This window comes from Micromonospora sp. WMMD712 (genome assembly GCF_029581295.1).
GTDB classification, from domain to species: Bacteria; Actinomycetota; Actinomycetes; order Mycobacteriales; family Micromonosporaceae; genus Micromonospora; species Micromonospora carbonacea.
This window is the reverse complement of the sequence record NZ_CP120743.1, coordinates 5,185,801-5,205,882: the sequence shown is the minus strand read 5'-3', so window position 1 is coordinate 5,205,882 and position 20,082 is coordinate 5,185,801. Positions and strand designations below refer to the sequence as shown.

The 20,082-nt window shown below is 72.0% G+C and carries 15 protein-coding genes and 2 pseudogenes; 10 read left to right on the top strand and 7 right to left on the bottom strand.

Going from position 1 to position 20,082, the window contains the following annotated elements:
* Nucleotides 1–97 precede the first annotated feature (97 nt).
* The 5 genes and pseudogenes from O7633_RS22680 to O7633_RS22660 all read left to right on the top strand — a co-directional run bounded on the left by O7633_RS22680 (nt 98) and on the right by O7633_RS22660 (nt 6,388).
* A complete protein-coding gene (locus O7633_RS22680) occupies nt 98–787 on the top strand; it encodes a response regulator transcription factor (protein ID WP_282323845.1) in 690 nt (229 codons plus the stop codon).
* Nucleotides 780–2,660, top strand: a complete 1,881-nt coding sequence (locus tag O7633_RS22675; protein ID WP_282323844.1) for an ATP-binding protein — start codon at nt 780–782, stop codon at nt 2,658–2,660. Before O7633_RS22680 ends, O7633_RS22675 begins: the two co-directional genes overlap by 8 nt.
* Before the next feature lie 96 nt (nt 2,661–2,756).
* Nucleotides 2,757–2,956 (top strand): annotated as a pseudogene (locus O7633_RS22670) (IS701 family transposase); the annotation flags it as partial.
* A 59-nt stretch (nt 2,957–3,015) separates the two neighbouring features.
* Nucleotides 3,016–3,108: pseudogene (locus tag O7633_RS22665) on the top strand (transposase); the annotation flags it as partial.
* Nucleotides 3,109–3,517: 409 nt separating this feature from the next.
* Nucleotides 3,518–6,388, top strand: coding sequence for an AAA family ATPase (locus tag O7633_RS22660; RefSeq protein WP_282323843.1), 2,871 nt, complete (start codon nt 3,518–3,520; stop codon nt 6,386–6,388).
* Nucleotides 6,389–6,497: 109 nt separating this feature from the next.
* On the opposite strand, the gene O7633_RS22655 is transcribed toward O7633_RS22660, so the two are convergent.
* Together O7633_RS22655 and O7633_RS22650 are read right to left on the bottom strand one after the other, a co-directional pair.
* The gene (locus O7633_RS22655; RefSeq protein WP_282323842.1) at nt 6,498–7,103 is read right to left on the bottom strand and encodes a TetR/AcrR family transcriptional regulator; all 606 of its coding nucleotides are present in this window, start codon (nt 7,101–7,103) and stop codon (nt 6,498–6,500) included.
* 158 nt (nt 7,104–7,261) lie between these two features.
* The gene (locus O7633_RS22650) at nt 7,262–8,290 is read right to left on the bottom strand and encodes an NAD(P)-dependent oxidoreductase (RefSeq protein ID WP_282323841.1); all 1,029 of its coding nucleotides are present in this window, start codon (nt 8,288–8,290) and stop codon (nt 7,262–7,264) included.
* A gap of 408 nt (nt 8,291–8,698) precedes the next feature.
* Between O7633_RS22650 and O7633_RS22645 the strand changes: the two genes are divergently transcribed.
* Both O7633_RS22645 and O7633_RS22640 read left to right on the top strand, forming a co-directional pair.
* On the top strand, nt 8,699–9,160 hold the full coding sequence (locus O7633_RS22645) for a hypothetical protein (RefSeq protein ID WP_282323840.1): 462 nt from the start codon (nt 8,699–8,701) through the stop codon (nt 9,158–9,160).
* The gene (locus O7633_RS22640) at nt 9,157–11,937 is read left to right on the top strand and encodes a M48 family metalloprotease (protein ID WP_282323839.1); all 2,781 of its coding nucleotides are present in this window, start codon (nt 9,157–9,159) and stop codon (nt 11,935–11,937) included. The genes O7633_RS22645 and O7633_RS22640 overlap by 4 nt, the downstream gene beginning before the upstream one ends.
* Before the next feature lie 7 nt (nt 11,938–11,944).
* On the opposite strand, the gene O7633_RS22635 is transcribed toward O7633_RS22640, so the two are convergent.
* From O7633_RS22635 to O7633_RS22625, 3 genes are all read right to left on the bottom strand, one after another.
* Complete coding sequence (locus O7633_RS22635) at nt 11,945–12,370, bottom strand: hypothetical protein (protein ID WP_282323838.1); 426 nt, start codon at nt 12,368–12,370, stop codon at nt 11,945–11,947.
* A 222-nt stretch (nt 12,371–12,592) separates the two neighbouring features.
* Nucleotides 12,593–13,798 carry a glycosyltransferase gene (locus tag O7633_RS22630; protein WP_282323837.1) on the bottom strand — a complete coding sequence of 402 codons (1,206 nt, stop codon included), beginning with the start codon at nt 13,796–13,798 and terminating at the stop codon, nt 12,593–12,595.
* 154 nt (nt 13,799–13,952) lie between these two features.
* Nucleotides 13,953–14,732, bottom strand: a complete 780-nt coding sequence (locus tag O7633_RS22625) for an NAD(P)H-dependent oxidoreductase (protein WP_278131497.1) — start codon at nt 14,730–14,732, stop codon at nt 13,953–13,955.
* Between the two features lie 144 nt (nt 14,733–14,876).
* Between O7633_RS22625 and O7633_RS22620 the strand changes: the two genes are divergently transcribed.
* Entirely contained in the window at nt 14,877–15,725 is an 849-nt protein-coding gene (locus O7633_RS22620; RefSeq protein WP_278131495.1) for a helix-turn-helix transcriptional regulator, read from the top strand.
* Between the two features lie 158 nt (nt 15,726–15,883).
* Here the strand turns inward: O7633_RS22620 and O7633_RS22615 are convergent, their stop codons facing one another.
* Complete coding sequence (locus O7633_RS22615) at nt 15,884–16,792, bottom strand: trypsin-like serine protease (protein WP_282323836.1); 909 nt, start codon at nt 16,790–16,792, stop codon at nt 15,884–15,886.
* A 183-nt stretch (nt 16,793–16,975) separates the two neighbouring features.
* Here O7633_RS22615 and O7633_RS22610 point away from each other — a divergent pair, with 183 nt between their 5' ends.
* Nucleotides 16,976–17,635 carry a response regulator transcription factor gene (locus tag O7633_RS22610; protein ID WP_278131491.1) on the top strand — a complete coding sequence of 220 codons (660 nt, stop codon included), beginning with the start codon at nt 16,976–16,978 and terminating at the stop codon, nt 17,633–17,635.
* Nucleotides 17,632–18,744, top strand: a complete 1,113-nt coding sequence (locus O7633_RS22605) for an ATP-binding protein (RefSeq protein ID WP_282323835.1) — start codon at nt 17,632–17,634, stop codon at nt 18,742–18,744. Before O7633_RS22610 ends, O7633_RS22605 begins: the two co-directional genes overlap by 4 nt.
* Nucleotides 18,745–18,782: 38 nt before the next feature.
* On the opposite strand, the gene O7633_RS22600 is transcribed toward O7633_RS22605, so the two are convergent.
* Nucleotides 18,783–19,958: a metallophosphoesterase gene (locus O7633_RS22600; protein ID WP_278131488.1), complete on the bottom strand. Its 1,176-nt coding sequence runs from the start codon at nt 19,956–19,958 to the stop codon at nt 18,783–18,785.
* Between the last annotated feature and the right edge of the window lie 124 nt (nt 19,959–20,082).

The following is a 20,082-nucleotide window of genomic DNA, read 5'->3' as shown; positions in this document are numbered from 1 at the left end:
GAGCCTGACGGTCACTTGTCAGAGACCTGTTGTGATCCGGTGGCGGTCCCGTTTTCGACCTGTTTTCGCTGCTCGGGTGCCTCGTAGACTCTCCACCGTGAGTGCGAACGTGCTGGTCGCCGAGGACGACCCCAAGCAGGCCGAGCTGCTCCGGCGATACCTGGAGCACGAGGGCCACCGGGTGTCGGTGGTCCATGACGGTCGGGCCGCGCTGGACGAGATCCGCCACTGCCCGCCGGACCTGCTGGTGCTGGACGTCATGATGCCGCGCGTCGACGGGCTCGACGTGTGCCGCATCCTGCGTCGCGACTCGGAGGTGCCGGTGCTGATGGTCACCGCCCGGGGCGCCGAGGACGACCTGCTGCTGGGCCTGGACCTGGGCGCCGACGACTACCTGACGAAGCCGTACAGCCCGCGGGAACTCGCGGCAAGGGTGCGCACCCTGCTCCGCCGGACCCGGTCCGTGGCCGCGCGGCCCGTCGCGACGGCGCTGCGGGTGGGCGACCTCCTCCTCGACCCGGTACGCCACGAGGTCACCGTCGCGGGTGCCCCGGTGTCGTGCACGCCGGGCGAGTTCGCCCTGTTGAGCGCGTTCACGGCGGAACCGGGCAGGGTGTTCAGCCGCGACCAGCTGCTCCGCCGGCTGCACGGGCTCGACTCGTACATCACGGCCCGCACGGTCGACGTGCACGTGATGAACCTGCGCCGGAAGATCGAGGCGAATCCCCGCCGCCCGGAACGGCTGCTCACCGTGTACGGCATTGGATACAAGCTCGCCGATGGCTGAGCGGCCTGGGCGCGGCAGCCTCCTGGTCCGGCTGCTCGCCCTCAGCGTGGTGATCTCCGTACTCTCGATCTCGGCGACCGCCTGGCTCGCCGTGCGTGACACGACCAGGGCGCTTCAACAGGAACGCGGCCGGGCGCTCGCCGACGACGCGCGGATCTACGACGCCCTGCTCGGGCACGCCGCGACCCACCGGGACTGGGCGGACGTGCTGCCCCTGGTGCGGTCCCTCGCGGCGGCCACCGAGCGACGGGTCGTCCTGACCGGCCGTGACCGCACCCCGATCGCCGCCTCCGGCGAGGGGACCCTGCCGCAGCGGGCCTCCGCCACCGTCGACCCGCTCGATGTCGACACCGACCTGGCCGCGACGGCGGGACGCGACGGCATCGACATCCGGGCCACCGGCCCGTACCTGCTGCCGGACGCCGAACGAGCCGCGCTGCGCAGGCTGGCCGAGCGGGCCCGGGACTGTCTGCGCGGCCCGGTCGGGCTCACCACCCCGGTCCCGATGATCGTGGCGGAGACGTCTCCGCCGGCGTACGGCGACGCGGAGCTCGTCGTCGACCCCGGCGGTCGGCCCCGCATCGAGTCCCGAGGCGTCGCCGTCACCGGCGACACCGGGTGCGCGGAGGAGCTCGACGCGCTGGCCGCGCCCACCGCCACCGAGCGGAGAGCGCTGGATCAGCTCGACGACCTGGTCGACACCTGCCTGGGCCGCCAGCGGGCGCCGGCGGTGCGGATCGGCCTCGGTGGGCGGTGGACCCCGGTCGGGGCCGGCGCGGTCACCTCCGAACAGCGCGCCGACGTCGACGGCTGCGTCCTCGACGCCCGGCGCGCCCAGCTCGCCGCGCACGTCGCGCCGCCCGTGCTGCTGTTCGTCACCGACCCGGGCGCGCCGACGCCGGTCGGGGCCTTCGACCTCACCCCGGCCAACCGGCTGCGGATCTTCGGGGTGGCCGGGCTGGTGCTGCTCGTCGCGGTCGGCGTCACCGTGCTGGTGGGACTGCGCCTGGTCCGGCCGCTGCACGCGTTGACCGCCGCGGCCGGGCGGATGCGCAACGGCGACACCACGGCACGGGTCCGGGTCGTCGGGCGCGACGAGATCGCCCGGCTCGGCACCGCGTTCAACGAGATGGCCGAGCAGCGGAGCCGGGTCGAGCAGCTGCGCCGTGACATGGTCGGCGACATCGCCCACGAGATGCGCACGCCGGTGACGAACATCCGCGGCTGGTTGGAGGCGGCCGAGGACGGGGTGGTCGAGCTGGACGTGGACCTGGTCAGCTCGCTGCTGGACGAGGCGCTGCTGCTCCAGCACGTCATCGACGACCTTCAGGACCTCGCCGCAGCTGACGCGGGCGAGCTGAAGCTGCGCCGGAGACCGGTCGAGGTGGCCGAACTGCTCCGGGAGGTCGCGGACGCCTTCGCCCCCGCCGCCGAGGCCGCCGGGGTCGCGCTGACCGTCGAGGCCGCGCCCGGCACGCTCGACGCCGACCCGATCCGGCTCCGGCAGGCCGTCGGCAACCTGGTCACCAACGCGATCCGGCACACCCCCGCCGACGGCAGGGTCACCCTCTCCGCCCGTCGCCAGGCGGCGTACGCCGAGATCGCCGTGGCCGACACCGGGCCGGGCATCCCGGTGGAACACCGTGACCTGGTCTTCGAACGGTTCTGGCGGGCCGAGAAGTCCCGCAGCCGGCGGACGGGCGGCAGCGGCCTCGGGCTCGCCATCGTCCGCAAGATCGCCGAAGCGCACGGCGGCACCGCGGAGGTCTCCGGCACCACCGGGACGGGAGCCGTGTTCACCCTTCGCCTTCCCGCCCCGTCCGGTCAGGCCGATCCGCCTCGCGGACCTGTCCCATCCGCCCGCCGACCCTGACCGCGCGCCCGCGCGGAGGAGTTGATTGCTGCTCCGCCTGCTCCGCCTGCTCGGCGTGGTGCCGGCGCCGAAGCGCACGGGCCACGGCTGGTCACCCTCGCCCGTGTCGCCGGGGCGAGGTGGGCGATCGAGGAGTGCTTCCAGCGGGCCAAGAACGAAGCCGGCCTCGACGAGTACCAGGTACGTGACTGGCGGGCCTGGTACGCCCACGTCACCTCGCGATGGCCACCCACGCCTGGCTGTCCGTGGCCAGGTCCCTTGCGACAAGAGGGGATCCGGCGCTGGGGACGGCATGATGATCGGATACCCGGTACCGCGCTGCCGTCGCCGCAGTGGATGGGCAGACCGGAAGGCACCTCGTCGGGCGATCGTCGACGGCATCCTGTACGTGGCGCGTACCGGCTGCGCGTGGCGGTACCTACCGAGCGACTTCCCGCCCTGGCAGACCCGCGCTGGACCGGTGGTGACCGGCGGCACCGCCGGCACGGTGCTGATGCAGGGCGACCCTGGCATCGGCAAGACCCGTGTCCTGTCCGAGTGGCTGGGAGGGGCCGGCAACGCATCTTCCGCACGGCTGAGGTGATCGCCCGCCTCGGGCTGCTCGACGACGCTACGCAACCACCTGGGTGCCTCGCTGCCCGCCCTCATCACGCCGGTTGTCCGCTTCTCCAGCGGCGATGGCGTGCGGATCCGGCGGCGCTGCGTTCGCTGGCTGGCCTGCGACGCTCGCATCCGCTGACAGGCACCCACCCCGCACCTGTCGAAGATCATCTACTGCTTTCCGCTCCAGCGGGCCGGCCTGAGGTGGTCGGATCCGGACCCGGAAAAGTGTCGGTGGTCAGACCTAGAGTTCAGGCATGACCACCAGGCCCCCGGGCAGTGCCGCCCCGGTCGCCGCGCGGCCCGCCAGTGGCCGGATCGATCTGCCTGACCACCTGGTGCCCCTGCTGACCGGATCGCCGCACCTCAACGTGTTCGGGCCGACCAGGCCATGGGTGCCGCCCGCGGGGTGGCTCGAGGACACCCGTGCCCGGCTGATGGCCGTCGCCGCCCGGGAAGGGCTCACCGATCTGCCCGCCCGGGCGGCACGACTCAGGCCCGGCACGTCGATGGCGGTCGAGGAGGTGAAGTGGCTGGCGCAGGGCGCGCTCGGCGCGTCCACCAGCGTGTCGGGCCCGCTGTGGCGGCTCGGTGACCTCCTGGTGGCCGACCACCTGACGGCGCCCCTGTCTCCGACGACGGATCCGGAGGCGACCTGGCAGACCCAGGTCATGCCGGTCCCACCGGGGCGCCTCTTCGCGGACTCCGACAGCCCGGCGCGCCGGGACCGCATCATCCGCTACTACCGCGACTGTCTCGAAATACTCGTCGAGGCGCCACCGTTCGCCGAGCGTGGACACACCCTGGCCACATTGTACGCCCGGACAGCCGAGGACCCGGCGCTGCTGGAACAGCACCGGACGGGGTCGCGGCGGCAGCTCGCCGCCCAGTGGGGATCGGCCCTGCTCGGTGACGCGGAGCGGGCCGCCCTACCCGACTACGCCGGACCGGCCGACTACCTGTCCTGGACCATGACCGGCCTCCGGGCCGCCCACCAGCGCCTGGTGGACACGGTGGGTGCCGAGGTCGGCAGTTTCGACGAGTTGGTCGCCGCCATGCTGCTGAAGCTCGGCAAACCGGTGCCCGCCGTCATCGCCACGACCGGGCTGGGCCAGGACGGTTTCCACGCCGTCGTCCGCGCGTACGACATGCTCAAGCCCAGCTTCGACTACGACGTCTGGTACAGGACGGTGTTCGCGTGGCTGGACCACGCGATCATCGCGGGCGAGGCGGAGACCGCACGCATCTGGGTGGGCCTGGAGTGGAGCTGTGCCACCGCGCTGAACGGCTGGCCGGGCCCGCACCGGGACGTGCAGAGCGGGCTCTTCTTCTGCCTGAGATACCTGCGTAGCCTGCGCATGCTCGGCCAGCCACGGCCCGCCGTCATCAACCCGCTGGTGTCCGCCCTCGCCGACACTCCGGGACCGGCGCAGCCCACGACCGCCCCGCCCCGACCGGCCCGGCCCGGAGGCGCCCCGAGCGGGCACTCCGCGCAGGACGCCATGGGCGTCCTCGACGACATGATCGGGATGTCCCCGGTCAAGCAACGCGTCGTCCGGCTCCGGGCGGAGGCCAGGGTCGAGGCGCTACGCCGCGAGTCCGGTCTGCCACCGGCCCGCAACCGACGGCACATGGTGTTCGCCGGCAACCCGGGCACCGGGAAGACCACCATCGCCACGATCATCGGCCGGGTCTATGCCGCGTACGGCGTGCTGGCCTCCGGCCACCTGGTCGAGGTGGCCAGGGCGGAACTGCTCAACGGCGCCAAGGTGACCGCGGCTGTCCGCAACGCGCTCGGCGGCATCCTGATGATCAACGTCGGCCGGGCGGTCCAGGAGAACCCAGCCGTGCGCGAGGCCACCGCGACGCTGACCAGGTTGATCGAGGAGCACCGCGAGGACCTGGTGGTCGTCATCGCCGGGCAGCCCAAGGACGTCGCGGAGTTCCTGTCCAGTGAAGTCGGCCTGGCGGCGCGGTTTCCGAACACCTTCAACTTCGTCGACTTCACCGACGACGAGTTGGTGCGACTCTTCGAGCGGGAGGCCAGGGCGTCCGGGTTCGTGCCCGCCGACGGCGTGCTCGACCGGGTCCGGAGTCTCGTCACGCGGATGCCGCGCGCCGCCGGCTTCGACAACGCCTGGATGGTCCGTAACCTCGTCGACGAGTCCGCGTCGCACCAGGCGATGCGGGTCAGCCGGTCGGCCGCACCCACGGTCGGGCAGTTGGCAGAGCTGTTGGTGGAGGACATCACGGCACCGGCGTCCCTCGTGCTCGCGCCCGCCCACAAGGGCGACCCGATGGCGGAGCTGGACAGGCTCATCGGGCTACCCGACGTCAAGGCGCAGGTACGCCTGCTGGTCGCGGAGGCCCGGGCGGAGAGCCTGCGGACCCGGGCCGGGCTCGCGGTGAGCCGAGGATCCCGGCACATGGTGTTCGTCGGAAATCCGGGCACCGCGAAGACCACGGTGGCCCGGTTGATCGCCCGGATCTACGCCGACCTCGGGCTGCTCGGTTCCGGTCATCTGGTCGAGGTGACCAGGGCGGACCTGATCGGCCAGTACATCGGGCAGACCGGCCCGCGCGTCCACGCGGCGTTCGAACGGGCACTCGGTGGCGTGCTCTTCATCGACGAGGCGTACTCGCTGTCGATGTCCGACTCGCCGCGGGACTACGGTCACGAGGCCATCGCCACGCTGCTCAAGCTGATGGAGGACCATCGGGACGACCTGGTGGTGATCGCAGCCGGCTACGAGGTCGAGATGCGGCGGTTCCTCGAGGCGAACAGTGGTCTGGCATCCCGGTTCCCTAAGGTCCTTGAGTTCCCCGACTACGACCTCGACGCGCTGGTGCAGATCTTCACCGTCCTCGCCCACGACGCCGGCTACCAACTCGCCGACGGCGTACCGGACCGGGTCCGTATGACGCTCGCCCGTCTTTCCCCGGGGTCGTCGTTCGGCAACGGCCGCACGGTGCGCAACCTGCTGGAGGCGACCGTCGCCAAGCAGGCGGCACGGATCATCGAGCTGGCCGACGCGCCGGCGGAGGTCGTTCGGAAGCTGGTGGTGGAGGACCTGCCGACGAACTTCGGCAGCCAGGACCAACCGTCCGCGATCGGCCAGTATCTGTGATCGGCAGGAGTTCGGTGCCATGCCGCGGGGGCCGGCCGGCCATCGGTCTCCGGGCCCGCCGCGCCCCTTCCGACCTGCAAGGTCAGCTTGGAGAAGGCTCGGGAACGTGTCAGGAGCTGCCCGCCGCTTCCGTGGCGTTCTCGTGGGTTTGAGCGGCGACCATGGTGACGAGGGTGTCGATCAGCTCTTCGGCGGTGGTGTGCCATTTGTCGCCTTCGAGCTGGCCGGTGAGTTCCATGCCGGCGATGCCGGCGGCACTGGCGAGGAGCAGGGCGGCGTATCGGCGGGCGTGGCGTTCGCCGGTCACGGCGGCGACCACTTGCAGGGATTCGTCCTGCGTGGGCTGGGCAGCCCGGGCGAGCGCGGTGGGATCGCTGGCGGGGCTACTGAACATCAGGCGGTAGAGATGGGGTTGTCGGCGGGCGAGGTCGATGAAGGCGGCGAGGAGGGCCCGCAGCTTTGCGGCCGGTGTGCGGCCGGGGTCTCGGTGGATGGCACCGATTCGTTGACCGAGTTCGTCCCAGGCATGGCTGCCGACCGCGATCATGAGGTGTTCCTTGTCCGGGAAGTGCCGGTAGGGTGCTCCACGGGTGACCCCTGCCCGCGCTCCGACGGCACGGAGGGTCACGGCTTCGAGGCCGCCGTGGTCGAGCAGCTCGGCCGCCGCCTCGAGCAGGGCCTGGCGTGTCGCGGCGGCGGTTTCAGCCCGGATCATCCGCTCATCCTATGGCCAGGTGGGGACGCCTTTGCCGACCGTGGGCGAAGGGCTGTGGCTACCCGCCCCTCGGGTCGCTACAGCTGTTCGGCCAGCGACTCGATGTGGTGGCCCAGGTTTCGTTCACACTGTGAACTGCTTCATGAAGGTTCCTTCCGCTAACCGGGTGGTGAGGGCGCGGGGTTCAGCGGCCCAGCGTTGGAGGATTGCGTCATCTGCCGGAGTCCTTCTTCCACGGTGATCGCCGGCTGGTAGCCCAGTCGAAGTCGTGCGCGGCTGATGTCGTAGACGCGGTCGCGGCCCATGAACGAGATGATCCAGGGGGTCAGCGGTGGCGCGGTGGCGCTGCGACGCGCTTTGGCGGCGGTCTGCATGAGCGTGGCCAGGGGTGAGGCGACTGCCCGGGGAACGCTGTTGGCCGCGCTGACGTCGATCCCGCGGGTGGCCAGCAGCGGGGTGAAGAAGTCGCGGGCGGGGCGAGGACTGCCGTCGGTGACGTAGCAGATCAAGCCGTGATCTCCACGGTCGAGTGCCAGCGTGATGATGTGGGCGAGGTTGTCGACGTGGCAGAAGTCGACCAGGTGCCGCCCTCCGTCGATCCAGGAGAATCGGCCGGCTTCGACGGAGTCGATGAATCCCTGCAAGGTGTGGGTCATGCCCTGGCCCCACAGGAACGGCGGCCGGATGACGACCAGGGACGTGTTCCCGTGCGGCAGCGCAAGCAGTTCCTGCTCGGTGCGGAGCTTCACGCGGCTGTAGGCGATGTTCGCCTTGCCCGTGTCGGAGTCCTCGTCGACGGTGTGGTCGCGATTGGTGCCGGTGGAGACACTGGCCGCGGACACCAGGACGAATCGCTTGACCCGTGCGGCCACGGCGGCCCGGTAGAGGGCGCGGGTCGGCAGCAGGTTGCGGTCGACGAAGACCTGGTCGGGTCCCCAGAAGACCATGAAGGCTGCCGAGTGCACCACGGCGTCGACCTCGCCGAGAATCTGTAGCCAGGCAGGCCCGCCGCCGGACCTGGCCAGGTCCGACAGGTCACCGCTGACCGGGAGCCCGCCGGCCGATGTGATCGCGTCCGCGGCGGCCGCGGACCGCGCGAGCGCGTGCACCGTGTGCCCGTCGTTGACCAGCCGCCGGAGGATTGCTCCTCCGGCGAAGCCCGATCCACCCGTGAGAAAGACTTTCATCGATACTCCTCGACGATTGCATGACACCCATGGCGTACGTGCGGCTGTCGACCGTCGCAGACCGAGGTCCTCGGCACCGCGAGATGACAGCGTCAACACAGTTAGCGTAAGCAGTTGAGATGACGTCGTCAACGATTCGGGATGACTTTGTCATCAGCAGGATGACTCGTCGCCGGCCCGAGCGCCCCTCGGACGCCGACACCCTTGCCTCCGCACGTGAACAGCCACGTCGCACGCCGGTGCCTGTCCGTTGCGGCCGGGCGCCAGGCACGGCCGGGCGGCTAGCATCGACGGATTACGGTGAATGCGCATGTGGGGTCCGTGACCGCTCCACACTGTCGGGCCGGGGGACGCATGAACACTGCAGGAACGCCGGAACGGGCATCCTCGGACGTCACCGTGCGGGACGTGGTCCGCGCGGTCATCGCCGACGTCGCGCCCGAGGAGTTGCCGGTCGTCGACGCGCTCCGGCAGTTCGACGACGAGACCGCAGTCAGCCGTCTTGGCCGGGGTGGCGCGCGCCGCGAGCCGCTCGGCTTCGGGTTGGAGGACGCGGTCTACCTCGTCACGCCGGTGCTGTGGATCGCGTTGGATCAGAGCGTCCGCAAGACCGCCGACCGCGCGGTCGACGGGTTCCCGCACAGCGTGCGGAAGCTGTTCCGCCGGGCGTCGCGCAGGCGGCCGGAGCCGCTGGCCGTGCCCGAGCTGACAGTGCATCAGGTGGCCGACATCCGACAGCGGGTGCTGGAGCTGGCCGCGACGTCTGGATTGTCGCCGGAACGAGCTGAGGCGCTCGCCGACCAGCTGGCGGTGCGTCTGCTGATCCCTGTCACCCCGGTCGAGGACGAGCGGCCCGCCGCTGCGGAATGACGACGCCCACGATCCCCGCCGCCGGTCGGGGGTTCGGCGCGGGCACGACCCCGCGGTTCCTGCTGCTGTCCGCCCTGGTGCTCGTCACGGCGGTGCGGCTCTTCGAGCGGGTCAATGCGGTGCTGTTCTACGCGCCCTCCCACGACCTGCTCGGCGGGATCGGGTGCTATCTCGCTGCGGGGGAGGACCCGGCCGGCGATCCCGTGGCCAACCAGCAGGCGCTGCAGCGCCCAGGCGTCAGGGAGGCCCTGGAGACCTGCCTCGACCTTCCCGGGCAGCGTGATCCCGGGTGGCCGTTGGTCGTCGAGATGGGTCTGCTGGTCGTCGCGGCGGCCGTTCTGCACTTCGTGCTTCCGCTGTGGCGATCACGACCGGGCCGGGTCGTGGAGCTGGACGAACGGATCGACCCGTCCGGTGAGCTGCGGGAGCTCGTACACGGGCTGGTGGGTGTGGCCGGCCTGACCCGTCCGCCGCGGTTCGTCGTCGATCCGGCGGCCCGCACCCCGGGCGCGGTGGTGTTCGGTCGATGGGGCCGGTACACGGTGTGTCTCCACGGCGGTCTCCTCGTGCGCCGGGTCGAGGATCCGCTCGGGTTCCGTGCCGTCGTGCTGCACGAACTCGCCCATCTGCGCAACCGCGACGTCGACATCACCTACGCCACCGTGGCCCTGTGGCGCGTCTTTCTCGTCGTCCTGCCGGCCGGGGTGCTGCTGTCGATCGCCTACCTGCGGCCAGCCGCGCCGTCGCTCTTCGCCGCGCAGAACCACCGGAGCAGCCTTCAGGATCTGTTCGCGACCGGCTTCCTCGTCGTGCTCGTGTACCTGGCCCGCGCCGAGGTGTTGCGCGTCCGGGAGCTGCACGCTGATCTCGGTGCCGTGCAGTCGGGCGCCGACCCGCAGGCGTGGCACCGTGACGCGCGCCCGCCCCGGCAGCCCGCCGCCCGCCTGCTGCGCTGGATCAGCGGGCCGTGGCGTACGCATCCCGACGGGACACAGCGGCAGCTGGCCCTGAGCGATCCCACGCGGGTGTTCGCCGTGCCGCGCCTGCCGGTGTTCCTTACCGGAGTGACCGTGCTGATCGTCGTCGGCACCGCGCGATCGTCGCAGGCCATCACCCAGCGGGTGGGCATCGAGCCGGTCACCACCGCTGCCAGCGCGCTCGGCGCCGCACTGGCCACCGCGGTCGTCGGGGCGATGCTGTGGCAGTCTGCAGTCCACACGCCGGCCGCCTCTCGTCCCCGCGCGCCGGCGGTCCGTACCGGATTCTGGTTCGGCGCCGGGCTGGTGACAGGTGAGCTGGCGCTGGATCGTGTCACCGACGGGTGGCTGCCCGAGCGCCCGCAGTTCCTGCTGGTGCTGCTGCTCATCGGTGTCGTGATCATGTGGTGGACGGCCGAACACGTCGACCTGTGGGCACACACGCGACGCGGTCGCCGCAGCCGCCCGGCCGTGCTGCTCACCCTGACCGCGACCGGACTCGTGTTCGGGACGTGGTTCGCGTGGTGGCAGTCAGAAGGGCAGTGGTGGGTCCAGGGACGGCCGATCGTCGACCCCCAGGGTGTGCTCCGGCTGTACGACACGCAGTTGCCCGGGCTGCTCGACGCGAACTCCGGCCCGCTGGCTCTCACCGCTGCGACCAACTGGGTGCTCGGCCGGCTCGGCACCGACCAGAGCGTGCTGCCGGGTGCCCACGGCCTGCTGCTGGCGGGCGCGCTGCTCTGGCTGCTGCCCCTGACGACCGCTCTGTCCCGTACCGGTAAAGGGTTGCCTCTGCGCCGGATCGTCACCTGCGCGGCCTGTGGAGGGCTGCTGGCCGTGGCGGCGCTGGCCGTGGTGCGGCTGCTCCTGCACGACGCGGTCGCACCGGGCCCTGGCCGGCCGGCGGCCCTCCTTCTGCACGACTCCACGTGGACGGTGGCCGTCCTCACCGCCGCCGCAGCCGTGGCGGGCGGAACGGCGGGTGCCCGCAGCAGCCGGTATCGACTGCCGACTGGGCTGGCGACCGCCGGCATCACCATGCTGTCAGGTCAGCTGGCGTCGTTCGTCCTGGAATCCGCGGACGGCTGCTGGGGGCCCTTCGACGTGCTGACCGACTCGTGCGGCTGGCGACCGGGGGGCGGGTGGTCGTACGTCACCGGCAACACCCCGGAGCTCCTCGGGCCGGGAATCTTCCTGGTCGCCGCAGCCTTGCTCGTCCTTGCGGGCCGTCGCGAACGACCGGAGCCGCCCGCCCAGTCCACCATGCCTCGCCCGCGCCTCGTGGTGTCTGTCGTCGCGGTCACGGTCGTCGTCCTCGGCGCGGCCTCCTGGAAACCGGCGGTGCGGGTGTCCTCGCCGACCGCCGGGGGCATCGCACTCACCGCGGCGGACCTCCCGGTCGCCTCCTCGCCGACGATTCACCGACTGCGGGTGCTGGCGTGGCTGAAGTACGGAGGTCAGCGGCTCCTCGACGACATCTCCGGCAAGCAGAACACCTTCACCGTCCTGGTGACCACGCCACCGCTGACCTACCGGGACGTCGTCGACCGAGTGCGCCCGCTGTGCCTGGACATCGAACGCGACGTGGCGGCAGCACGCGCCTACTTCCCCGTCCCCGACGGCGAGGCATGGCGGGACTGGACCGCATACCTCGACGACTCGGCGAGAGCGGCCGTGACGTGCCGGCAGGCGGTCGACGCCAACGACGTGGCCCTGTTCCGCTCAGCGGGCCAGCAGATGCAGCAGACGTTCTTCTCCCACCGGAAGATCTACGACCGGCTCCAGCCGTTCCTGCGCTGATCCGCCCCTAGCGGCGAAGGTAGCCGAACGTGCGGCAGTCCTCGACCAGCCCGTCGAGGTAACCGCGTATCCTGGCGCGGATCTGGTCGGCCGGGTCTCCCGACCTGAGGGCCAGGTCCGCCGCGGTGGTGAAGTCACCGACCACCCGCGCCTCCCGGGCGAACTCGGTGTTCGTCGAGCGGGCACCGAGGTACGCCGCGTCGATGATGTCGCCGACATCGAAGCGGCCCGGATCGGCTTTGATCTTCAACGCGGCTTCGCACGCCGGATAGCCGGCATCCGCGACCGCCGTTGCCGCCGTAGTCGGGGGCGCTGTCGACGTGGCGGGGGACGCTGTCGGGTCGCCCGCCGGAGTGGTGGACGGCCTGCCGTCAGTGCACCCGGCGACCACCGCAACCGTCACCAGACCCGCCAGCCGCGCTGCGTGCTGCATTCGCCCCATAGGGTGATGGTCGCACCGGGAGTCGTCACATGCACATCCGTCAGTTCTCGCGGTCCAGAAACTCCGCACTATTCCTCGGCCGGCCCGCGAGTGACACTCCCCCGGGCTGGCGACGGTTGGGGCAGCCGGAACCACGGGGGCGTTGTCCAGGCGGAGCCGACAGAGCCGGGTGCGCGCTCTCCTGGGAAGAAGCGGTGTGGACCGGCGCGGGCGTCAGAGGCCGAGGATGAGGTTTGCGGCCACCTCGGCGCCGTCCGGGCGGATGGTGGCGGCCGTCGCGGCGGCGCGGGACCGGGTCTCGGGCGACAGGGCCTGCCCGAGCGCGGCTGCCAGGGACTCGACCGTCGGAGACGGGCCGGAGTGGGCGGCGCCGATGCCGAGGGCAGCGACGCGGGCGGCGAAGTACGGCTGATCGGCCATCTGCGGAACCAGCACCTGGGGTACGCCCGCCAACGCGGCCGTCGTCGTGGTGCCGGCGCCGCCATGGTGCACGACGGCGGCGCAGCGCCGGAACAGCGCCCGGTGGTTGACTTCGGCGACCACGCGGACATCGTCCGCGCCGGCGGACGGGGTCAGGCCAGCCCAGCCCCGGGAGATGACGGCGCGACGGCCATCGGCCCGGATCGCGGCCACGGCGACCTCCGCGGCGTGCCGCGGTGCGGGCATGCTGCCGAAGCCGACGTACACGGGCGGGTCGCCGGCGTCGAGGAATGCCCTCAGACCGGGGTCGAGCGGACGCGCGTCGGGGACCATCCAGGCACCGGTCTGCACCACGTCGACGGGGTTCGCGGCGTCGGCTGGCCACGGTGCCAGGGTCGGGTCCGCGGCCAGCCACGGGCCCGCGGTGAAGACGTGGTCGCGGACGTTGTCGACCGGAGGCAGGCCGATCGCCGCCCGTTCACGGTTGAGGGCGGTGCCGAAGACCGCGTGGTAGCCCTCGATCGCCAGCGCGTCGAGCTCCTTCCAGTCCGTGACATCCGGCGGCAGCGGCCGGGTCGGCGCCGACTGCGGGCGGTGGGCCGGCGACGGCAGGAAGATCGGACAGTACGCGGCGTAGACATAGCGGATGCCCAGCCGCTCCGCCACCGACTGCACGCTCGCCGTGACCGGGAACAGGCCCGTCGCCACCATGACGTCGCAGCCCTCAGCGGCCGCTGGGAGCTCGGCGAACTGCTCGGCCATCAGCTCGGCGGCCTTACGCGGCACGTCCGGCACCGTGGTCGGGGCCGGCCCGTGCACCATCTCGCGAACCGACTGGCCGATCGGCACCAACTCCACCCCGAACTGGTCCAGCCGCTCGGCGCAGTCCGGCGGGGCGCACACCCGCACGCCCGCGCCCGCCCCCCGCAGCGCGATCGCCAGCCCGACCAGCGGCTCGACGTCGCCACGGCCACCGAACGTCGACAGCAATACCCGCATGTCGCAAACCCCCATCTCCACGCGGATTCCCGTTACGGACAGCGATTCTGCGCGCACCCCCGGGCCTTGCGGCAAGCCCCCCGGTGCGGTATATGTTAGTTATGGCAGGGGGGATGCGGCTCCTTGCCCTTTTTGTTGCGCCGTGGCTGGAGCACTAATCTCGCACGTGCAGGCTGAAGCCCCTGCGGCCACGAGCCTCCAGGCCCTCCTTCAGCCGCAGTGACGGGATCTCGTAGTCACCGGAGTTCTGCCGCCGGAACGCGATGGGCGCGGTTGTCTCCAGCGTCAGCAGCCGTTCCTTCCACCTTTTCGCGGCGTCCGCGAATGCGCCTTCGGACATCCCTTCGGCGCCGTACAACACGAATGGCGGCAGCACCTCCAGGCCCGGGTAGTAGAGGATCCCGTGGTGGATCGGGAACAGCAGATCCTCGATGGGGCCGTTGATCCCGCGATCGGTGTAGTGCGACTGCGGGCCGCCAACGGTCACCGAGAGGACCGCCCGCCGCCCGCGCAGCGTTCCCTCGCCGAAACGCTCGCCGTAGCGGGTCTCGTCGTGCACCCCCACGCCGTACGCGAAGTGGAAGGAGAACACCCGGTCCACCCAGCCCTTGAGGATGGCGGGCATCGTGTACCACCACATGGGGAACTGGAAGATCACCGTGTCGGCCCAGAGCAGCTTCTCCTGCTCGCCCGTCACGTCGGGGGTGAGTGCCCCGGCGTCGTACGCCCCGCCCGAACTCGGTATCACCCGCAGCGGGCTCGTGGCGTAACCGCCGAAGTCGGCTGCGTCCACGACGGCTTTCCAGTTCATCGCGTACAGGTCACTCACCCGCACCTCGTGACCGGCGTCCCTGAGCGTGGACACCGCGAGATCCTTCAGCGAGCCGTTCAGCGAACGCGGCTCCGGATGGGCGTACACGATGAGCGTCTTCATGGCTGGTCCCTTCGACGACGTGTGTCGCCACCGATGCTCGACGGCCGGGACTCCGCCGTTCAGGGGCCCGAGTTCCGTCGGTCGGGACTTCCTGGTAATGGCAGGACCACCCGCACCCGTGTCGCCGGAGCGATACTGGAGGCCATGGACGATCTCGCGGGCTTCCTGCGCACCCGGCGCTCCCGGGTCGACCCGTCCGCCGCCGGCATCCCGACCGACAGCCGACGCCGCGTCGAGGGGCTGCGGCGCGAAGAGGTCGCCCATCTGTCCGGGGTCAGCGTCGACTACTACGTACGCCTGGAACAGGGCCGCGCCACCCAACCATCGGAACAGGTCCTCGACGCGCTCGCCCGCGTCCTCGGACTCGACGAGACCGCACGCGGTCACCTGCACCGGCTCGCCCGGCAACCCCGCCGTCGCACCAGGTCGCCCAGCAGCCGCCCACGGGCGGAGCTGCTGCGCGTACTCGATCTGATCATCGACGCCCCTGCCCTGATCTTGGACCATCGGATGGACGTGGTCGCCGGCAACCGCCTCGCCGGACTCCTCTACGGGCGAAGCACCACGGGCTTGAACACCGCCCGGCACATCTTCCTGGAGGAAGCCGAGCGTGGCCTCTACGCGGACTGGGAGACATGCACCCTCGACGTGGTCGGGCACCTTCGCCTGGCCGCCGGAAAACACCCCGATGATCCCCACCTGGCCTCGCTCATCGGCGAACTGTCCATGGGCAGCGAGCGCTTCCGCCGGCTCTGGGCCCGGGCGGACGTGCGCGCCCGCACACACGGACGCAAGGCCTACCGGCATCCGCTGGTCGGACTGCTGGAACTGCACCAGGAGAACTTCGCCCTGCCGGACGGGTCGGGCCTGGAACTGATAGTCCTGTCGGCGCCGTCGGCGAGCCCCGCCGAGGACGGCCTGCGCCTGCTGGCCTCGCTCAACGACGACGGAAGCCGCCCGGGTAAGGGCCTGCGGGTCACGAACTCGTCATGAGCCGGGCGCTGCCGAGCTCCGGCAGTCGGTCACCGCGACCTGCCCGGGCGACCAGGGCAGGGGGCCGCGACGCCGGTCGGGCCGGCCCCTGCCCCCGGGCTCCCGGCGTCGGGCTCAGCTCGGCGGCACGTCGCCTCCGGCAGGTGTCGGAGCCGCCGTCATGTTCGCCGGCCAGCGCAGGTCGACCCCGCGTCGGCCCCGACCTGCGCGATCGACGGTCGGCGGCGGCCACCCGCGCGGCGGCGACGCCACACCAGGGCCACCGCCAGCAGCGCCACCCCCGCGCCGACGCCGGCCGGCAGCCACCGGGCCGGCCCCGGGGACGGGGCGACCGTGTCGGCGATCCACTCCCCGAGAACGTCGATGCGGGCGCTGAAGTCGGGACCCGGGTGCGGGCATCCCGGGCCGGTGCTGACCACGGCGACCAGGACGGGCGTTCCGTGCGCAGGCTCCCGGAAGTAGGGACCGCCGGAGTCGTGCGGACACGGACTGGTGTCCGCCCGGGGCCGCCGGCCGGACGTCTCGATGACGTCGGCACCTACCCGGCCGACGATGAACTCGCCGGTCCGGAGCCGCTGCGGCGGCGCGGCGGCGTCGGCGGCGGTCAGGCCGTACCCGGTCAACCGGAGGACCTCGCCGGCCACCGGCGGCACGTCGGCGAGGCGCAGCGGCACCACACCGGTGACCGCGGTGTCGAGTTCGACGAGGGCCACGTCGACGCCGTCCGCCTGACGGACCGCGACGACGTCGGCCTCGTGACCGTCCCGGCCATCGAGGTCCACCCGCCCGACCGTGACGCTGGTCCGCTCCGCCACCACCCGGCTGACCCGCCGGCCGTCCGGGGTACGGAAGCAGTGGCCGGCGGTGATCACCCAACGCGGGGCGATCAGCGCGCCGGAGCACCAACTGTCCCGGGTGCCGCCACCGGCCACCGGCAGACCCGTCATGGTCAGCCGGGCCGAGAACCGGTACGCGCCCTCCGCCGCGTCCTCACCGTGGGCGATCGCCGACGCCGGCCGGGCCCCGAGGGGAACGACGGCAACCGCCGTGGCCGTCAGGGCGGCCATGACACACTGTGTGGCGAGTCGGAGCACGGGTTCACCAGCCTGAACGCAGGGGAGCAGGAACGCACCGATGCTGAGGTACCGGCCGTCCGGGCAGCGTCAGCGGCATCCTTATCGGTTCTTTATGCAGCGGGTGCCAGCCTCGCGGGCGGCCCCGGGCACGGGGAACGACGGAGAGGGGACGGCGTGCGGGTGCTGATGGCCGACGACGAGCGGGTGCTGGCCGACATGGTGGCCGAGGGGCTGCGCCGGTTGTCCATGGCCGTCGACGTGGTCTACGACGGCGACAGCGCCCTGGAACGACTCGCCGTCAACCGATACGACGTGGCCGTCCTCGACCGGGACATGCCCGGTCAGACCGGCGACGACGTGTGCCGGTGGATCGCCCGCTCCGACACCGGCACCCGGGTGCTGCTGTTGACCGCCGCCGCCGGTATCCGGCAACGCGTCGAGGGCCTGGGCCTGGGCGCGGACGACTACCTGACCAAGCCGTTCGCCTTCGCCGAGCTCGTCGCCCGGTTGCAGGCGCTGTCCCGGCGCTCGGCCCCGGCGCTGCCCCCGGTGCTGGAGCAGGACGGCATCGTGCTGGACGTCACCCGGCACACGGCCACCCGCGACGGCATGCCGCTGTCGCTGTCCCCCAAGGAATACGCCGTCCTGCACGTGCTGATGCGCGCCAGCGGCCGGGTGGTCAGCGCCGAGGACCTCCTGGAACAGGCATGGGACGAACACGCCGACCCGTTCACCAACACGGTACGGACCACCGTGATGACGCTGCGCCGCAAGCTCGGGGACCCGCCGGTGATCCACACCGTGCCCCGCGTCGGCTACCGGCTCGGGGCATGAACCTGCCCTCACCGGCCCGGCGGATGCTCCTGGTCGTCGCGGCGCTCCTGCTCGTCGCCCCGTTCGTGCCGACGGCCGCCGACCTGCTGCTCGGGCTGTGGCGGGAGTTCGGCCCGTCCTGGTGCGCCACCCCCGCGTTGCGGGCCCCGGCCGACGACGCCCCGTTCCTCTGCGTCCAGGTGTTCCGGCGGCCGAGCATCCCCCTGGTGATCGCCGTGACGGTCGTGCTGCTGGCCCTGCTGGCCGCCGCCTACCCGGCCGTACGCTGGTGCCTGCGTCCGCTGCGGGACCTCGTCCCGGTGATCGCCGACGTCGGGCCGCAGAACCTGGGCCACCGGCTCAGGCCCGGCCTCGGCCGCGACGAGCTGGCCGTGCTGGGCCGCACCATCGACGAGATGATGGACCGGATCGCGGTCGGGTACGAGGCCCAGCGCCGGTTCGCCGCCGACGCATCCCACGAACTGCGGACCCCGCTCGCCGTGCAGCGCACCCTGATCGAGGTCGGCCTGGCCCGCACCCTCAACGAGGACCAGCTCACGCTGCTCACCGCGCAACTGCTGGAGACCAACGAACGCAACGAGCGCCTGATCGAGGGGCTGCTGGTGCTCAGCGAGAGCGACCGTGGCCTGCTGACCCGCACCCCGCTGCGGCTCGACCGGACAGTCGCCACGGTGCTCGACGCGTACCGCGGCCGGGCCGGGGAAGCCGGCGTCACGATCGTCAGCCGGCTGAGCCCTCGGCTGGTCCTCGGTGAGCAGGTGCTGCTGGAACGGCTGGTCGTCAACCTGGTGCAGAACGGCCTGAAGTACAACCGGCGGGGCGGCACCCTCACGGTGCGGGTGGGCACCGATCCGGCGCTCGTCGTCGAGAACACCGGTGACGACGTCCCCCCGGACGAGGTCGCCGCCCTGTTCGAGCCGTTCCGACGCCGGACCGGCAGACGCATCGACCACAGCGGCGGCGCGGGGCTCGGGCTGGCGATCGTCCGCTCGATCACCCGGGCGCACGAGGGCATCGTCACCGCCTCCTCCACCGGGAAGGACGGGCTGCGGGTGCAGGTCACGTTCCCGACCGTGAACGTCGGCGTGACCGGGACGGACGACGGCTGAACCGGCGGGCCGGCCCCGTGGTTGACGGCCCGTCCGCGCTAACCCGCCCGGAGGGTGAGCAGGGTGATCTCGCTCGGCGCGAAGATCCGGAACGGCGGACCCCAGAACCCGGTCCCCCGGCTCGTGTAGAGCTGGGTCCTGCCGTGCCGGCTCAGCCCCTGCACGACCGGCTGGTCGAGTCGGACCAGGTAGTGGAACGGCCACATCTGGCCACCGTGGGTGTGCCCGGACAGTTGCAGGTCCGCGCCGGCCGCCACCGCGTCGTCGATCTGCTTCGGCTGGTGCGCCAGCAGCAGCACGGGCAGCTGCGGGTCGGCGCCGGCCAGCGCCGCCGCGTGGTCGGCGCGGTGACCGGCGACGCCGGACGAGGCGGCGGTCACGTCGTCCACCCCGGCGACGACGAGCCGGTCGCCACCCCGCTCCACCACGAGATGCCGGTTGTGCAGGGGCTCCCAGCCGAGGGTCCGCATGTGGTCGACCCAGCCCTGTGCCTGGCCGTAGTACTCGTGGTTGCCCGTCACGTACACCCGGGCCAGCCGCGCCTGCACAGCACCCAGCGGCGCCGCCTGCGCCCGACGCTGGTCGACCGTGCCGTCAGCGATGTCGCCCGTGTGGCAGACGATGTCCGGGTCCAAGCCGTTGACCACCTCGACCGTGCGGGCCGACCAGCGGGCCCGGTCGATCGGGCCGTAGTGGGTGTCGGTCAGCAACACCACCCGGACGCCGTCGAGACCCGCTCCCAGCCGGTCGATGGTGACGTCCACCCGCCGGACCCGGGGCACCCGCATCGCCTCGACGTAGCCCCAGACGGCCAGGACGACCGAGACGACCGCCGCGCCGGCCGCCACGTATCGCGACCGCACCGGGTCGGCGACCCCCGCCGCGGCCAGCGGGAGCCGGGCCACATTGCCGATCAGCGCCCAGACGAACAGGATCCACACCAGGCCGAGCAGGGTGTCCCCCGCGCGGGCCGCCGCGTCCAGCCGCCGGCGGCCGTGCCCGAGATACATCAGAACGGGCAACGCGACCAGCGCGACGACGAACACGCTCGTGCCGGCCGCCACCACCGGCGCCGGCCACCGCGCCGCCACCGTCAACGTCCACCACGGCAGGCCGAACAGCAACACCAGGACCGCGACCAGCGTCGCCCCGGACACCAGCGGTCGCAGCGACCGTCGCGCCGGCCTGACCTGTACGGCATCGCCAGCAGTCATCGCCGTCCTCCCGTCGGGTCCGTGCAGCATGACACGATCCGGGCCGGATCGACCACGCCCGGGAACCGGGACCCACGCCGGGCGCTGGGTGCGACTGGGACGAAGCGCGCCGGCTGGCAGCGGT

Coding starts and splice junctions, on each gene's coding strand:
- O7633_RS22620 (WP_278131495.1), top strand. CDS start 14,877: ATGGACGATCTCGCGGGCTTCCTGCGCACCCGGCGCTCCCGGGTCGAC.
- O7633_RS22655 (WP_282323842.1), bottom strand. CDS start 7,103: ATGATCCGGGCTGAAACCGCCGCCGCGACACGCCAGGCCCTGCTCGAG.
- O7633_RS22635 (WP_282323838.1), bottom strand. CDS start 12,370: ATGCAGCACGCAGCGCGGCTGGCGGGTCTGGTGACGGTTGCGGTGGTC.
- O7633_RS22650 (WP_282323841.1), bottom strand. CDS start 8,290: ATGAAAGTCTTTCTCACGGGTGGATCGGGCTTCGCCGGAGGAGCAATC.
- O7633_RS22615 (WP_282323836.1), bottom strand. CDS start 16,792: ATGGCCGCCCTGACGGCCACGGCGGTTGCCGTCGTTCCCCTCGGGGCC.
- O7633_RS22630 (WP_282323837.1), bottom strand. CDS start 13,798: ATGCGGGTATTGCTGTCGACGTTCGGTGGCCGTGGCGACGTCGAGCCG.
- O7633_RS22625 (WP_278131497.1), bottom strand. CDS start 14,732: ATGAAGACGCTCATCGTGTACGCCCATCCGGAGCCGCGTTCGCTGAAC.
- O7633_RS22660 (WP_282323843.1), top strand. CDS start 3,518: ATGACCACCAGGCCCCCGGGCAGTGCCGCCCCGGTCGCCGCGCGGCCC.
- O7633_RS22640 (WP_282323839.1), top strand. CDS start 9,157: ATGACGACGCCCACGATCCCCGCCGCCGGTCGGGGGTTCGGCGCGGGC.
- O7633_RS22675 (WP_282323844.1), top strand. CDS start 780: ATGGCTGAGCGGCCTGGGCGCGGCAGCCTCCTGGTCCGGCTGCTCGCC.
- O7633_RS22605 (WP_282323835.1), top strand. CDS start 17,632: ATGAACCTGCCCTCACCGGCCCGGCGGATGCTCCTGGTCGTCGCGGCG.
- O7633_RS22600 (WP_278131488.1), bottom strand. CDS start 19,958: ATGACTGCTGGCGATGCCGTACAGGTCAGGCCGGCGCGACGGTCGCTG.